This is a genomic window from Photobacterium sp. ABD4_091 (assembly GCF_056160145.1).
Genome location: NZ_JBSWWQ010000001.1, coordinates 2,430,568 through 2,445,947, shown reverse-complemented (window position 1 = coordinate 2,445,947; position 15,380 = coordinate 2,430,568). Strand labels below are relative to the sequence as shown.

Annotated in this window: 12 protein-coding genes; 4 read left to right on the top strand and 8 right to left on the bottom strand. The window is 48.1% G+C overall.

All coding sequences use genetic code 11. The features are described from left to right. The first annotated feature begins 346 nt into the window (after window positions 1-346). Together ACXAGQ_RS11345 and ACXAGQ_RS11340 are read left to right on the top strand one after the other, a co-directional pair. Window positions 347-853, top strand: a complete 507-nt coding sequence (locus ACXAGQ_RS11345; protein WP_475253971.1) for a type II secretion system protein — start codon at window positions 347-349, stop codon at window positions 851-853. 256 nt (window positions 854-1,109) lie between these two features. Next, complete coding sequence (locus ACXAGQ_RS11340) at window positions 1,110-2,567, top strand: Na+/H+ antiporter family protein (protein ID WP_475253970.1); 1,458 nt, start codon at window positions 1,110-1,112, stop codon at window positions 2,565-2,567. Window positions 2,568-2,685: 118 nt separating this feature from the next. Here the strand turns inward: ACXAGQ_RS11340 and ACXAGQ_RS11335 are convergent, their stop codons facing one another. Together ACXAGQ_RS11335 and ACXAGQ_RS11330 are read right to left on the bottom strand one after the other, a co-directional pair. Then, the gene (locus ACXAGQ_RS11335) at window positions 2,686-3,018 is read right to left on the bottom strand and encodes a hypothetical protein (protein ID WP_475253969.1); all 333 of its coding nucleotides are present in this window, start codon (window positions 3,016-3,018) and stop codon (window positions 2,686-2,688) included. 147 nt (window positions 3,019-3,165) lie between these two features. Then, window positions 3,166-3,597, bottom strand: a complete 432-nt coding sequence (locus tag ACXAGQ_RS11330; RefSeq protein WP_475253968.1) for a hypothetical protein — start codon at window positions 3,595-3,597, stop codon at window positions 3,166-3,168. 413 nt (window positions 3,598-4,010) lie between these two features. Here ACXAGQ_RS11330 and ACXAGQ_RS11325 point away from each other — a divergent pair, with 413 nt between their 5' ends. Together ACXAGQ_RS11325 and ACXAGQ_RS11320 are read left to right on the top strand one after the other, a co-directional pair. Next, window positions 4,011-5,165, top strand: a complete 1,155-nt coding sequence (locus ACXAGQ_RS11325) for an Arm DNA-binding domain-containing protein (protein WP_475253967.1) — start codon at window positions 4,011-4,013, stop codon at window positions 5,163-5,165. Continuing rightward, entirely contained in the window at window positions 5,165-5,848 is a 684-nt protein-coding gene (locus ACXAGQ_RS11320; RefSeq protein WP_475253966.1) for a hypothetical protein, read from the top strand. The genes ACXAGQ_RS11325 and ACXAGQ_RS11320 overlap by 1 nt, the downstream gene beginning before the upstream one ends. A gap of 50 nt (window positions 5,849-5,898) precedes the next feature. On the opposite strand, the gene ACXAGQ_RS11315 is transcribed toward ACXAGQ_RS11320, so the two are convergent. The 6 genes from ACXAGQ_RS11315 to glmM all read right to left on the bottom strand — a co-directional run bounded on the left by ACXAGQ_RS11315 (window position 5,899) and on the right by glmM (window position 15,260). Continuing rightward, window positions 5,899-7,131, bottom strand: a complete 1,233-nt coding sequence (locus ACXAGQ_RS11315; RefSeq protein ID WP_475253965.1) for a hypothetical protein — start codon at window positions 7,129-7,131, stop codon at window positions 5,899-5,901. Next, on the bottom strand, window positions 7,132-10,089 hold the full coding sequence (locus tag ACXAGQ_RS11310) for a tyrosine-type recombinase/integrase (protein WP_475253964.1): 2,958 nt from the start codon (window positions 10,087-10,089) through the stop codon (window positions 7,132-7,134). It lies immediately after the preceding gene. Continuing rightward, the gene (locus ACXAGQ_RS11305) at window positions 10,074-12,410 is read right to left on the bottom strand and encodes a hypothetical protein (protein ID WP_475253963.1); all 2,337 of its coding nucleotides are present in this window, start codon (window positions 12,408-12,410) and stop codon (window positions 10,074-10,076) included. Before ACXAGQ_RS11305 ends, ACXAGQ_RS11310 begins: the two co-directional genes overlap by 16 nt. A 9-nt stretch (window positions 12,411-12,419) precedes the next feature. Continuing rightward, entirely contained in the window at window positions 12,420-12,980 is a 561-nt protein-coding gene (locus ACXAGQ_RS11300) for a hypothetical protein (protein ID WP_475253962.1), read from the bottom strand. A 267-nt stretch (window positions 12,981-13,247) separates the two neighbouring features. After that, on the bottom strand, window positions 13,248-13,676 hold the full coding sequence (locus ACXAGQ_RS11295; RefSeq protein WP_039467550.1) for an arsenate reductase/protein-tyrosine-phosphatase family protein: 429 nt from the start codon (window positions 13,674-13,676) through the stop codon (window positions 13,248-13,250). 237 nt (window positions 13,677-13,913) lie between these two features. Next, a complete protein-coding gene (glmM, locus tag ACXAGQ_RS11290; protein WP_475253961.1) occupies window positions 13,914-15,260 on the bottom strand; it encodes a phosphoglucosamine mutase in 1,347 nt (448 codons plus the stop codon). Window positions 15,261-15,380: the final 120 nt, after the last annotated feature.

Below are 15,380 nucleotides of genomic sequence, written 5' to 3'. Positions count from 1 at the left end.
CTGAGTTTTGGTGTTGAAGAATATCAACAAAAAAGAGGCACTACTTTGGTACAATCCCAGAAATATACAAATATATTGCTGTCGAATACCAAGATAATAACCGAAATTCTGCCAAGCTCTTTTGTAACTTTCAGCCAGATTTACACTCAAATAAACCCAACAATCCTCAACTCTCTGAGCCCGAGAAAGCGCTATGCTTTCACGCTCTATTTTATCTATATGTAAAATAGATAACTTTCAGTGATAGTCAAAGTTTTGACATTAGAAACGTTCATTAGACGACATTTGATACAAACCTTATATTCCCACCCTACATCCTACTTGAATGATTTAGCGACAAATAACTATGAATCAAAAGCAAAATGCTTTTACTCTCATTGAAATGGTTGTCGTCATTGTCCTCCTCGGTATCCTTGCTGTCACCGCTGCACCACGTTTTTTGAATCTACAAACTGACTCCCGTATTGCAACTTTGAAAGGCGCGAAAGGAGCGACAGAAGCAGCAGATGGGATCGTCTACGGTAAGGCAGTCATAGAAGGTATAGAATGGACTCGTGGTCATGTCGGCATCGAAGTTGGCGACGAAATGATAAAAACCTATAGTGGCCATATCGACATGATTGATGAGTTCAACTTCAAGCGTGCAGTAAAGACAGACTTACAAGCTGTCGGTCTACCCGCTGATATTGAAGGCAACTTAACCCCGACGGTAGCCATTTATAATCCACCGCGCTTAAGCGATGACCGAGCCGAAGAGCAAGCATTACTTCAAGCCAAAGGCTGCTACCTGCAAGTCTGGAATGATCGGGATACAGGGGAGCTAACTTACAAGTTGGTTGAAAAAGGCTGCTAAAATACCCCCCATTAAATACAAAGCACCTCAACAAAGGTCTGCCAATAAGCAGGCCTTTGAGTTGATGATCAAGTTCCTCTCCCACCCACCGCTTGACATTTATGCATAAACAGTTAGAAATATCCCTTATGTCTTCAGGGATTATGCATTTTAGGTATCTCTCACCCACTAAATATGCGTCAACCTAAAGCCAGGATGGCTGTCGACAGATTTCTTCAGTAATTTACATTTATGCCAACAGAATAAGGATGTTTCCATGGCTACAAATACCTCTCCGTTGGAGGCTCCCTCCTCGTCCACTGCACCGTTTTACCCCCGTATCGCCATTGCTGTAACCGCAACTATTAGTGCCATTGCGCTCATTCAACCAGGCCTACTTCCAATCAACTCGGTGATCCTTGCTATCGGCATAATGATTGCCATGTGCTTGCTGCGGATGCCGGTGGCCATTGCGCTGATTGCTTCTGCCATGGTGGGTGCCATCAACAGTGGTATGACGACCAATGAAGCAATTGGTGCCATCAATGACAACCTCGCGGGTGGTGCCCAGGTGGGGATGACCTACGTGATGATAGGCGCATTCGCGGTAGCCCTTGGCCGCAGTGGATTACTCGATGTGTTTGCTAACAAGACTCTCGGCGCTGTATCGGGGGGAACATCGCACAAGACCATCAAGTGGATGCTGTTCAGCCTGTTTATTGTCGCCTCTATCATGTCACAAAATATCGTGCCGGTTCACATCGCCTTTATCCCAGTGATGATCCCACCACTGCTGGCTATCTTTAACAAACTGCGTATCGACCGACGTGCAGTAGCTTGTATTATTGCCTGCTCAATCAGTGTCAGCTATCTACTGCTACCAACCGGCTTCGGCGCGATTTACCTGTTTGAAATCCTGCTACCGAATGTTAATTCGGCTGGTGAGACATACGATCTCACTGTCACCGCTGCACAGGTCCCGTCAGCCATGTTCTTACCGGTGATGGGGATTGTGGCCGGTATGCTGGTCGCGGTTTTCATTACCTACCGCAAACCGAGAGATTACGACAATAACATCACCAATAAACTGGTTTTCCACACTGAACAACCAAAACTAAAGGTCGGGCAGTTAATTTTTGTCCTCGGCGCTATTGCTGTCGCTCTGTTGTGCCAAATTTTGTTCGACTCACTGCTAATCGGGGCGATGGTGGGCTTCATGCTGCTGACAGTCTCGGGTGTGTTCAAATGGCAGCAACAAGATGATGTCTTTACCGAAGGGATGCGAATGATGGTACAGATCGCCGTTATCATCACCATTGCGTCCGGTTTTGCGGGAGTGCTTGAGACAACAGGGGAAATTCCATCGCTGGTGCAATCAACCGGTGAGTTGATTGGCAATAACAAAGCGATTGCAGCATTGCTGATGCTGTTGGTTGGTTTATTTATTACTATTGGCTTTGGTGACTCATTTGCCAGCGTACCTATCTTGGCACCTATCTATGTTCCACTTGCCTTGTCCCTTGGCTTCACCCCGGCAGCAACTATTGCACTTTTGGGTGCCTCCGCAGCCTTGGGGGATGCAGGCTCACCGGCCTCGACGATTTCCTTGGGCGTGACATCTGGCCTGAATGCTGATGGGCAGCACGATCACATAAAAGACTCAGTGATCCCGACCTTCACCCATGCAAACTTTGGTATGGTGTTGTTTGCCTGGGTAGCGGCATTGGTGCTTTAAATACTAAATTTTTAATACTCAAAAGGGTTCTCTATAAAGCGAACCCTTGCCATCAATAAGCGGCTCTTCGGGTGGCGTATTTCCTATAAGCTATTTTCGATAAGATGAAACGGTTCGTTTAAAGAAGTTCGAATGTCTCCAGTTTCGAAATGCTATGACTGATTATCTTCACCAAATCATCTGAGTCAGCACTGATCCCCCAATTCTCAGGCTGAAAAGCCACGAACTTGATCACTCCTGTCTCTTTACTAACTTGCACATGAGCAAGCGGTATCACCTTTCCTGAAGGGTACTCTAACGACTGAGACTCAACAACATAGTACTGGTTAAGTAAATCTGAGCTAGTGGATACAAGGATTGAAAAGCCCACACCATTGCTTGCAGTGAACGATTCACGCGTCTCAATGGCCTTTACCTTCAGCCTGTACATTGAAAGAGTGTGCAATTTCATTGTTCACCTTACTCGTTACGACTCAGATCCTTTTGATACCTTCTTAACATGGTTGAAAGCTAGTTAAAGAATCCTCCCAAAAGAGTAAAACAATAGGGAGAAAACACATACCTTCAATTCATCCATCCATCCATAAAAGTTAAAGGGTTAATTAGACTCTGCTGTAAAGTCTAAATTCCGTAGTGTACTGTCAGACACAAATAGACCTGCCAGGTACATCAAAGTATCCTCTTTTTCTGGGTTTTGAAATGCTTCAGCGGGAGTGCACCCAAGATCTTCATCAAAACTAGTTAGCCAGCAGTACACACCTATATCATTCAATTGAGACAGCATTGCACATAGCTTTGGTACAACAGCAAACACTTGAGCTTTATCAATATCAATTTGAAACAGAGGTATTCCGACCGGTTTGCCATCATTGAAAAAGTTAAACACAAAAAGCTGATGATTCTTTTTGGCTTCATTCACAAGGCGCAAAGCATCCTCATCATCACAGTAGCCCAATAAACACACCGCTTCTTCGGGTGATGCTAATGGAAACTCAGTTATACGTTCATCCAACCAACTATAACAATCCACAACCGTTACTCCCCAAAAACAAAATAAAAAGCCTTAAATGTCATTTCATATAAAAATAGGAGGAAAAAGCCAAATTATCACTGAAGATAGTCAATTAACGACGACACTAGGCTTCAAAAGTTCACCACTCCCATTAAGATGCTCCGATGCTTAAAAATGTCCCGCATACAATTGAAAGATGCACAAAAAATTCACTAAAGAAAGAGGTAATACTGGATAAATAAACAGGCTTGTACTAGTCTTAATGGGCCAAGTATAGAAAACTTGGTGCACTGCAGCTGGGCTGAGATGGCGGCAACCATCTCAGCCCGTGTCGGCTGCCACCCAATAGTCCTTACAGAACCCTGCGTCAGCCGACGGGATGAGTATACGCGATCCTGTCGGTAAAACACTATTTTGTATGGAGTTAACCGATGGCCAATATCCGTATTCGCCCCAACGGGATCATCCAATATGATCTCTGTGTCTTTGGTGTCCGCTTTCGTGAAACCTCAGGCATGCCCGCAACCCCAGCCAATATCAAGAAAGCCAAAGCCGTTCTCAAACGCCTCAATGCTGAGCTGGCGCTGGGCAGTTTTGATTACAAAGAGTTCTTCCCTCACAGCAAGAAAGTCGAGAAGTTTGAGCTGTTAGTCAGAGCACGAAACCCGGCAATCGCCGAACCTTACTTTGATACGTACACTGAAGCATGGCTAGAGCGAAATAGCCACCAATGGAAAAACAGCTACCTCAAAGCTGTACACAGCATCTTGAACAACTACCTGCTGCCAGCGTTCAAGAACACCTTGGTCGATGCCATCACTCTCAAGGATGTGCAAACCCTGCGCAGTCAGCTTTGCGCTCTGACCAACCAAGATGGCAAGAGAAAGCTCAGCAACAAACGGATCAATATCATTTTTGTCCCGCTTATCAGTATCCTGCACAGTGCGGCAGATGAATTTGGTTTTCCCTACCCGCTCGAGCGCCTGCAGCCTCTGCGGGAAGAGCCGAGCGATCCCAACCCGATGACCCAAGAGGAAGTCCAGCGTTTCATGACGGCAGTTCCTCCCCAGTGGTATGATTATTACCTCATCCGTTTCCATACCGGCATGCGCAGCTGTGAAGTACATGGACTAAAAAAAGACTGCGTCGACTTCAACCATGGACTTATCCGAGTCAGACGTAATTGGGTGGCAGGTGAACTCACAACCGTGAAGACGCCCAAATCCAACCGCGACATTATCATGACACCAACAGTAGAAGCCGCTCTGCGAAGAGCGGTGGAAAGGAGCCCGTCTGATTTTGTCTTCACCCATCCCAAAGGATGTCCACTCGACACCCGTTTTATCAACAAGAAAGTCTGGTATCCGACGTTGAAAAAGGTGGGCCTGCCAAAACGCCGAGGATACGAAACCCGCCATACCGCAGCGGTACTGCATCTAGCAGCGCACGAAAACCCACTTTATGTGTCTCGCCTTCTCGGCCATAGCTCTACCCAGATGCTTTACGAGGTATACGCCCCATACGTCATCAATGCTGCAAGACAAGATGGCAGCGCATTTGATGCCATGATGACAGGGGGGAAGTGATGGATAAGTTCGTAAGTATAGCCGCCCTGATTCACCACCTCCGGGCAGAAAAACCTCAAGTGGATCCTGAGCGCCTCATCACCCTGGTTGCCATAGGTGCGCAGTCAGCAGAACTGCTGCATTTACTCAAAGCCAGTGGACAACCGCTCGGTGCGATTCCTTCTGTTAGATTGCAGCAGGAATTAAGCCTATATGGTCAACAGCGTTTCAAGGAACTGGCGCAACAGCAACAGCTTTACCACTTGCTCGCCTCCTTGTGTCACGAGGCTAATCGCTCGCCCTACTGGTTAACATCTAAGTGGCTGAGATCGGTATACACAACCCCGGATATATTATTTCTGCTGTATTACTATGAGTCTTCTCGCTGCGCCATCCACGGCTGCCCACAAGTATTGGACACGCTCTGGCAACGACACCTAAAACGGACACTTGTAGTGATCATTAGCCAAATGCTCATAGATTCGGGACAGTGGGATGAACTCTATGGCCACAACATGGAAATCATTACCCCAGACCATACAAGTAAAAGGTGCCTTGTGATCGGCCACACTCCTATCAATCACAATCCTCTTGGCTATCAGCATGAGTGGTGGCAGTTAACTCCTCAAATTCTGCAACAATTGGGTGAAGGACACTCTCAACGCTCGAAAGAAATACAAAACGTCAATATGCCAGTCTCCTGATAAAGGCTAAGCTCAAGGCTTGTTAGAATGTCTCTAGCAAGCCTTCTTCTTCAACGTCGCCCACCATGAATACACGCCATTGAAAAGTATATCTGTCTTGAGCGGTCGCAAAAAACGAACCCACCTCTTATTGAAAAAGCCCAATCCGATGAGAGCGGTAATGTATCAAGAATATGCTTAAAGCAGGCGTAGTTGAAGCTGACATCAATATTGGAAGGGAACGGGTGAGCGGCCTTAACCGGAATCATGGCCCCGACATGATCCTGATTGACCTTCAACCTGAACTCATCGGAATAATTTGGGTTGGACGCTTCATGTGTTTCAACGCAAAGTCTTTCTTTTTGAAGGTTATCAGCCACCGCCAACTTAGGCAGTACACGAACTAATGTCTCCGCAGGTAGCTCACTCCAAATGGACTCAGGTAACTGTTCAAAAGTCTTCGTTATGCTCTCCCAATTCCAGCGCGATTCTGTCAATTTCACCGATAATTCCCAGTTTTTCCGCTCAATTCGCAAATGATTTTCCGTTAGCTTGACCTTGATATTTCCCGCACATAACACAAGTACTTGAGCCACTTTGGCAGCAATATTGATATCTAGCGGAGCGACAGATACCTTAGGACGTTCAGTCTTACGGTTAACAAAATGGGACGGCAACGTGATGGCGACCGTGTTGCCATTGGCTTGCCCCTGCACAAAGGCGGTATCATTCAGACAGGTAATTTGTAGGGTGTGGGACTTATTCGACGACGATAATAATTGTTGGTTTTTTGGGGTCAGCTTGATGTATTTTGCTGCTGTGTTCAGGCTACTTCCCAAATCAGAAGCTGACATCTCGTATACCCAAGGATCCTTTTGAGGTGTTTGTTCAAAATTTCTGTCCTCTTCATCTGACACCCACTCCAGCCAGTGCTTAGCTCCACTGTCCTCTAAATTAAAATCCCCTAGCAAATCCGGTCCTCCGCTTGACTGGAGATAAATTTGACCTTCGCAAACCGTCATCGCAATAGAGTCCGCAGGCTCGAGTAATTTGAGGGTATTGATCAACCCTTTCGCAGCTACGTTATAACACCATGCCTCCGTTTTAGGATTTTTCTCTATTGGCCAATGGTAAGTCAATTGAAAGCCCGATAGCGAACCAAGACTTGACGTCAAGGTTAAGCATTCTGCATCAGGCTCTACTCTCAGCATCACGTATGGATGATCTTTCTCCACCACCTCCCGCTGGAGAAAGTACAAAATGTCTTCATCCCATTCGGCTGACAAAATCAGTGTCATACTCATTTATGCCTCCCCCGTCAAAACACCGGTTTCACCGCGCCCTGTTGCAATACTTTTGCTGGTTATGGACTGGCAATAATCGGCATAGGCCACTATCAAATCCAAGATGGCGCCTAACTCAGGCCATAACGGCCACCCCAAACGGTAAGGTTTTAGCACCGCGCTGATCCGTTTATGTTCACTCGGCTTCCACTCAACCTGATAGCCATATCGTTCAATCAAACATTGCCACTTTGCTATCATCGTTTGTTCTGATTCACAGGCATGAACCACTATCGTCAAGTTCTGCAACCCTAAGGCTCGATAGCCACGTAGCACTCTATTCATTTGCCGAATTGTCGTCACGGCCTCTCCATTGAGGCAAGCCTGTCGCAATTGCCGAAGACTATTCATCATCAGCAACGTACGTGTTGACCATCCATTTTCAAGGCATTGGCATAACCTTAACCAGGCAGGCTGCTGACGGGCAGATAACACTAAACAAGGTAAAGGCGACTCATAACTCAAGAGCCATCCCTTTAACATTTCAGGTAAAGGTACATCGTCGCCCCCTAAACGGATATGGCGAATTGCCGCCACAAATTGGCTAAATGTGATGGCTTTTTCAAGGCAAAGCGACTCTTTGGGAGACACTTTTACGTCATAGCGTTGCACGCCTTTTAATCGCTTAAGCGCAACCCGTTGTAAGGTATCAGGTGCGATAACTCCTGCTAGGTGGGCGCTTTTACTCTGGTGGTCATCGGGTTCATTCAAAAACTGGTGGGACTGGCCTGGCTCTGGCAACGGTATCGGGTGTTGCGGGATAAAAATCGTTTTTTGTAATTCAAACGCATAATTTGACGGAGATAACCACCGCCTAACATCTCGCTTTAATAACGTAATAGGTTCAGCGGTCAACGCTAAGCATAACCAGTCGAGCAGATGAAGGTAGACCGTAAAGGTGGTTGCCGGCCCGGCATGGCCAACCCGCTCACTGACCCACTCCAATACGGGAAAGTACAACGACATGGGATACCCCATTGACGCCAGCATGGCTTGAATACTTTGCAACTGCTCAGTCTCAAACAGGAGGTGGCGGAGAAAAAAAGGGCGATCCGTTTCATGCGGCTGGTACTCAAAGGCCAGCATGCTGATCATCACCACCCAATTATTGGCTCCACTATGACGTAAGCTATGTGTTACCAAGGTCGCATCATCTAAGGCTTCACGGGCAAAATGAATAAACTGCCCTTCCAGCGATGGGTAATGCCAATGGTCAAACAGCAAGGTACCTTCAGGAGATGATTGACTTTGTTGAACCGAGCATTGACTTCCCAATGCTTTTATAACGAAAGGGGGCAGTAATGCCATGGGGATTTTACGAACCGCATGGGGTGACTTTCGTCGCTTGGCCGCCGTGATGTAGATCATCCCGGTATCAAAGCAAATATCCTGACACTGCAACGAAAGCGCTTCATCCTCACGCAATGCTGCGTAATAACAAAGCTGCATGAATAACACTATTTGCTGCTCGAAAGCCCCCTTCCCCTGTGCAAATCGCCGGCAAATATCATCAAAATGGGCAGGCGCCAAATAGTTAGCACGCACTACCCCTTTTGCACTAAGAAGGCTGAGTTCCTCAAGCTCAAAGGCGGGTATTTCAGGGTGAAGCTGACAAAACTGCAAGAAACGCAGAACGGTATATTGCGCATCGGCGTGTTCAAACTGTGCGAGCCCCTGTTGGCAAATAACCTGAAAGTCCTCTGCTGGCACCTCAAATACCTCATCATCAGGCCAGGCAAACTTGATGAAGGTAGTGATACTCGAGTGATAAGTCAGCAAGGTACCGGGCGCCAGCTTTTCCTTCCACGCAGATCCGAAGGCGAACAACGCCGTCAACCAGCGCAACGCCAAGATACTGGCCCGCGACAAAGGCTGGGCGCTCAATGCTTGGAGGCTAGCCAACGTCTGTTTGTAGCTTCGGTGGGAGCGCGTATCCTTAGGGTTAATACGCTGATATTCTCTCAAATAAGCGCAAAACTGTCGGTGTTGGGGGGCTTCTTTGGTAAAGGCGGACTGGCGATGACAATCGGGCAATGTCTGCACGGGTTGGCTATGTGATCTCCCATTTAATACCGGCAGGCACTGGCCACTGAATGCCCTAATCATCACAGGATCTGCTAAGGAGGTGTAATGTTGCCAAATCCCCCTCAAGCCAATGCTGCGACTGAGCACATCGATATCCCTTACCAATTGACTGACTCGGATCTTTGAGGTGGCGTCCTGTCTCCACGGCGAGCACCCTGTCTTTTTTACCTGCCCCAGCCAAGCCTCTATGCATTTTTCTGGGTGGCGTTGTATCTCTTTCCACACCGGCTTTACCCGCAAGTAACTCATCAAGGCACTTCCTACCGCTCCCAACCACACCCTGCTGGTTTGTTCCGGCAAGTACAACGTGAGCAGTACGGGTGATTGCACACTCACCCAACTCGACAGAGGTGCCTTGGCAATCGCCTTCAACATGGCCAATGAATCGACTCCGCTCTCCCAAGCGACAATCAATAACCAACGGCCAGCCTCAACCTCGTCATCTGTTGTTTCACTTTGTCCAGTCGACGGCCTCAGCAAATGAGACAACAACCACTCAACCAAACCAATCGGTAGCTGTTGTTGAGTCACCGTCGGGCGCTCTGGTGGGAGTGGTCGCCACACTTCCGGTTGACGCAATGATGGATTTCGCTCTACTTGCCGCTCCCACAGCAGTGACAACACCTGCTGGAAAGCCACCAGCTCATCTCGGGTGGCCGCATGACGATATAATCCGCCGGCCACGCGCGCCAAGGCGTTATCCACCAGCGGTTTTACTCCCAACGTCTGCGGGGCATGTTGATTGAGCCAAGAATACGCGTTGGAGATGGCTTCACGAACACCCAAAGGCTCCTGCGCCATGTTGGTTTCAAAATACGCTAACCACTCGTCCATCCGCCCCCCTTACATGCTAACAAGCTCTCCAGCGTACCCAATGCTTGCTTGTCATACTCTGCAAACGGGGCTATCACCTCCGTCAAACATTGCCGCTGATAAGCAGCCACTTGATTAAGAGAGAGCAAGGAATACGTGCCCAATGGACTTTGGCCACGCTGGAAATGATTGAGCAGTTGATTGAGTGCGGATTGGACAAAGGGTCTATCAAACGATTCACTACTCTCCTCTAGCCATAACGACGCAGAAAGATGCCGTAATCCTTCTATCAGGTGGTTGCTCACATAAGTCTCAAACAGGCGATTCACCACGCTTGCAGTAACCGGCACCGCCTTTTTACCATCAAAAACACTAAACGACGGTGGTTGGCGATGGCACGTCAATGGCATCCACTGATCTTGCCATTGCAGGTATAACTTGAGCAGCACCATCAGCATGCGATCGGCCACAAGCACACGACGTTCATCTTCATGATGGCTGCGTTTATCCTGCACCGTGAGTAGCCCTGTTTCGAATGCCATATGGCTAAGATCTGGGTAAGGAGAGTTGACCGGGCGCAATGCCATCGTGATGGCCGCCCGCACATGGAGGTACAAGGCCAACCGCTCGCTGGGTTCTTGCCATAGATGGGATTGACGCCGTTTTGATGTGACGGTTTTTGGCTTAAGAGGGGCCAAAATAGCGGAGAATATCGGCGGTAATAACTCTTTTCTGAGGGTCAGTGCAGAGCCGACCTGCTCATGATACGTCGGAGGAGGCCTCGTCATACTAACATGCGTTTCACTGCTGGAATCAAGCGCTGTTGTCGCATCAAGCTCGGCGAGAAAGGCTTGCCAGCACTGACGGATTTGCCGATTCACCTCAGTGATTTGCTGATTGATGTAATGAGACTGGATACACCCTTTCCTCGTCAACAACGCTATGGTGGTATCGGGCACCTGCTCACAGGCAAAGTGTAAAAATGCCTTTTCAATGGCTGACGGTGTTATTGAAAAAGGAACATGGGGTTTGACCCTCTGAATCGTCGACCTTAACCAGTGTCGGTACTGCACTTGGGACACCGATAACACGTGGCTCAGCGGCTGACCATTTCGCTGGTGACTTTTCAACTCGCGCAATACCAGATTAAACAGGCTTTGGATGGGCCAAGGTAACATTAACGACCAAGCAGGCTGGGCGGAACAATACCGTTTGTCACCGGGCTCAGGCTTAGCACCCTTCACTACTTCCGCCCCCAGTTGTAGGGAAACGACGCTGCCATCGAGCTTATCAAACTCATAGAGAAATACCGGAGCTGACATAGCCTGTTTTGATTTTCCGCGTAAGTTATAGACCGGAACATCCAAATCCCTCCAGCCTAATAACGATAACCAAAAGATCAGCCAGTGTTTACGTTCATCAGGCTCAATGGCTAACCACTCACCATCTAACATGGACGGACAGCTATAAAGAATGAAGAGCCTCAGCTCAGCCGGTGTCAGAGCAGATTGACTGGCCGGCAATGACTGGTTCGCACGGCCTATCGCTCTGGCCATCCCACTGCCTTGCAATGAAAACTTCCGTCTAGCTGCTTTTGTTGTGAGCGGCTGATTAGCTGTCATTACCAGCCAGCTCTCGCCTTCACGACCTTCTGTGTCACTCGTCGTATTGAGGGCCGCTTTCACCAGACCACGCTCCAGTGAAATGCCGGTATGGGTATTGTCCGCCTGATAGGGACGGCGGGAGGACCGCTTTTGCCTGGGTACTATCGACGAAGCAAGCTCACTAAGGTGCTTATGTTGCTCAAGAGCCAGAGAGAGTTCACGACTACTCCCCTGAGTCATCACACCCATGGAGATAAAAGGGACTCGCTCCGGATACCGGCTTCGCAATTGGTCAAACAACAAATAGGCGTGATATTCATCCGGCCCCACCGCATGATAAAGCCGGACCAAGAGCCATAACCAGTCAGGCTGTGTAATGCCCTCTTCATTGGCCAGGAGCAGTAACGTGCTAAACAGTGGATAGTGGGTAAGATACGTGCGCAGTTGTTGGCGGGAAGTAGGCAGGGAGAGCGGTGCCTCTGCCTTTGTAAGCTGCAGCTGCTCAAGTTGCGAGGCTATCACCTGCCGCTGTCGGCGATGGTATATATTGGCTTCAGGCTCGAACGCACAGCAACAATGGTGAAACTGCAGGTATAACGGAATAGCCTGCTCGGCGTAAGGGTTGTCCGGCGGTATGCGGAGCACCTCCCACAACACTTGTCGCCCAGGACAATTAAGGTATATCCCCTCTCGCGGCAGAGGATATAGCTCTTTGTCGATATGCTCTTTAGGGTACATATCCCCTCCTTATTTATCGGGAATATGCGCAGTTAAACTGTCAAAGTCGATGGGGTCTGGGGATACCGGTATCGCGTCATCGCATGACTGCCAACGAGGCAAAAGACGATCATGACGCTTGTACAAGGTCGTCCTCTCACACTTGAAGAGTTCACACAGCTGTTTTTGATTTAATAGAGACCGAAAATTAAAGGCATGCAGCCACTCGGTTTGAAGCCCAAAAAGATCCTTACAATCATGACTATGCAGTAAATCAAACCATTGAGCTGAAGCGCAGTGCTGCTGAATCTCCTCTAGGCTATTCGCCCTACCCTTTACCGCAACCGGTAACAATGTATTTGGGCAAAGCTGGGAGAGCAGCTTGAGCTCCGGAATATGGCGCACCGGATAGTAATGGCGTTTGAAGGCCAACACAGTTACAGGCGCTATTGTATCGATTAAAGAAGACAGGAAAGTAGGAGCCGCATAACTCAATTCCTTTAAGCGAGCGTGTTGCGTTTCATCGCGCAAAGGTGGTTCAACCAACCGTAATTGTTTTACCGGCACCCGTTTGACAACCCATTGTTCCATGGCGGTCCTTTGTCCGGGTAAGTATTACTAAGGCATACGCCAATACGCAACAAATTGCAAATTACTGCTTTAGGTTTTGCGGGGCATAACTCAAAAAGCTCAAGATGAAAAGGTTAAGCCGCTTAGAGGAATCGAGAAGTGCAGGAGTTTGTACAATAGGGAGGTAGAGAGACAGTTAAAAGAAAACCCAAGCCGGTTTTCAACATTTCAAAGGACGATAAAGAAAACTTGGCATCAACATATCATCAATGCCAAGTACGACTAAGCTTACAGCTTCTTCGCCCACGCTTTGGCTGACTCATCAATCAGCTCATAGGCAAAGTCAAACGCTTCACGGCTCTGGCGGTATGGGTCAGGAATGTCTTTTTGACCAATCCACTGGCCAAACAGCATGGTTTTACCACGCGCTTCCGGCGCGATATTGGTCACCGCTTCGATGTGGCCTTTTTCCATCACCAAAATCAAATCGTAATCGCGGCAAAGCTCGCTGGTCAGCTGCTGTGCTACGTGCCCTTCCAGACTAACACCGTGCTCAAGCGCGACTTCAGCAGCAGTTTTATCAGCCGGTTTACCAACCAGCGCACCCACACCTGCGGAAGCAATGTGTTTGTTTGGCAGGTGATGCTTCAACAGGTATTCACCCGACGGCGAACGGCAGATGTTGCCTACGCACACTACCAGAATTTTATTAAACATAGTGTTCCTTCAATGTATTGGTTATAGGCCGCTAGTCAATGACAAGCCAAGGCCTATAGCCGAATTATGATGGCTAGAAGTCTACCCCAACTTCTTCTGATTTTCAGCCTAGTTGCTGTAACAAACTCATAGCCAAGGTTCCAAAAGTGAACATCCATTTTCAACGGGGCTAAAACGCAAAAAGGGCGATACTCCAGAGGAATACCGCCCTTTAAAAAAATATATAATTATTCTGAATTAAGCCGCTTTTACTGCCTCAGCAATGTGCTCAGCCCACTGCTGCGCCATTTCTGCTGATTCAGCTTCAACCATCACACGGATCAACGGCTCGGTGCCAGACTTACGGAGTAAGACACGACCTTTCGGTGTTTCAGTACCGACTTCCATTGCTTTTTCCGCTTCAATTACTGAATTCTTAACCAGTTCAGATTCAAGCGGTTGATTGTCGCCGCTAAAGCGAACATTGATCAATACCTGCGGCATCATTGGCATATCGACCAATAGCGTATCTAGGGTGTTTCCACTGCGCTGAATGACCGCCAGCACTTGTAGCGCTGCGACGATAGCATCGCCAGTGGTCACCAAGTTACGGCAGATCACGTGGCCTGAGTTCTCACCACCTAGCCACCAACCGCGCTCAAGCAACTGCTCCATTACGTAGCGGTCACCCACATTTGCACGAACAAATGGAATACCCAGTTTTGCTAGCGCCACTTCAAGGCCCATGTTGGACATCAAGGTGCCGACCACACCGCCTTTTAGCTGGCCATCAATCAAGGCTTGCTTGGCTAGCACGAATAGGATTTGGTCGCCATCAGCTACGTTGCCCTTACTGTCGACCATCATGATACGGTCGCTATCACCATCAAGGGCAATACCCAAGTCCGCTTTATGCTCAACAACAGCCTGCTGGATAAGCGCCATGGATGTAGCACCACACTTGTCATTGATGTTCAGACCGTTTGGCTGATTACCAATCGCGATAACTTCCGCACCCAGTTCGCTGAATACTGAAGGGGCAATGTGGTACGCCGCACCATTGGCACAGTCAACCACAATCTTCATACCCGCCAGTGATAACGCTGATGGGAATGTACCCTTACAGAATTCAATGTAACGCCCTGCCGCATCGTCCATACGGCGCGCTTTACCTAATAAGTCTGACGATACACATTCAATGTCTTTATCAAGCTCTGCTTCAATCGCCAGCTCAACTTCATCCGGCAGTTTCTCGCCACTTTCAGAGAAGAACTTAATTCCGTTATCGTAATACGGGTTGTGCGAAGCACTAATGACAATGCCGGCTTCTGCACGGAATGTTTTAGTCAGATAAGCTACTGCCGGTGTAGGAATTGGTCCGGTCAAGATAGCGTTAATACCTGCCGCTGACAGACCCGCTTCCAAAGCAGATTCAAGCATATAGCCTGAAATACGTGTATCTTTACCAATAATTACTTTCTTAGTGCCCTGACGAGAGAGAACACGACCTGCTGCCCAGCCAAGCTTCAATGCAAAATCAGGAGTAATTGGGTAATCACCAACCTTGCCACGCACACCGTCGGTGCCGAAATATTTTCTAGTCATAATTTTTTATCTTTGAAGTATCTTCTGTATATGTGAAATCTGTTATATATCGAAGCACCCTGCCCTCTATAGTCTTTGCTAATAAATAGCTACATAATGGAACAAGGTGGCCAAATTATC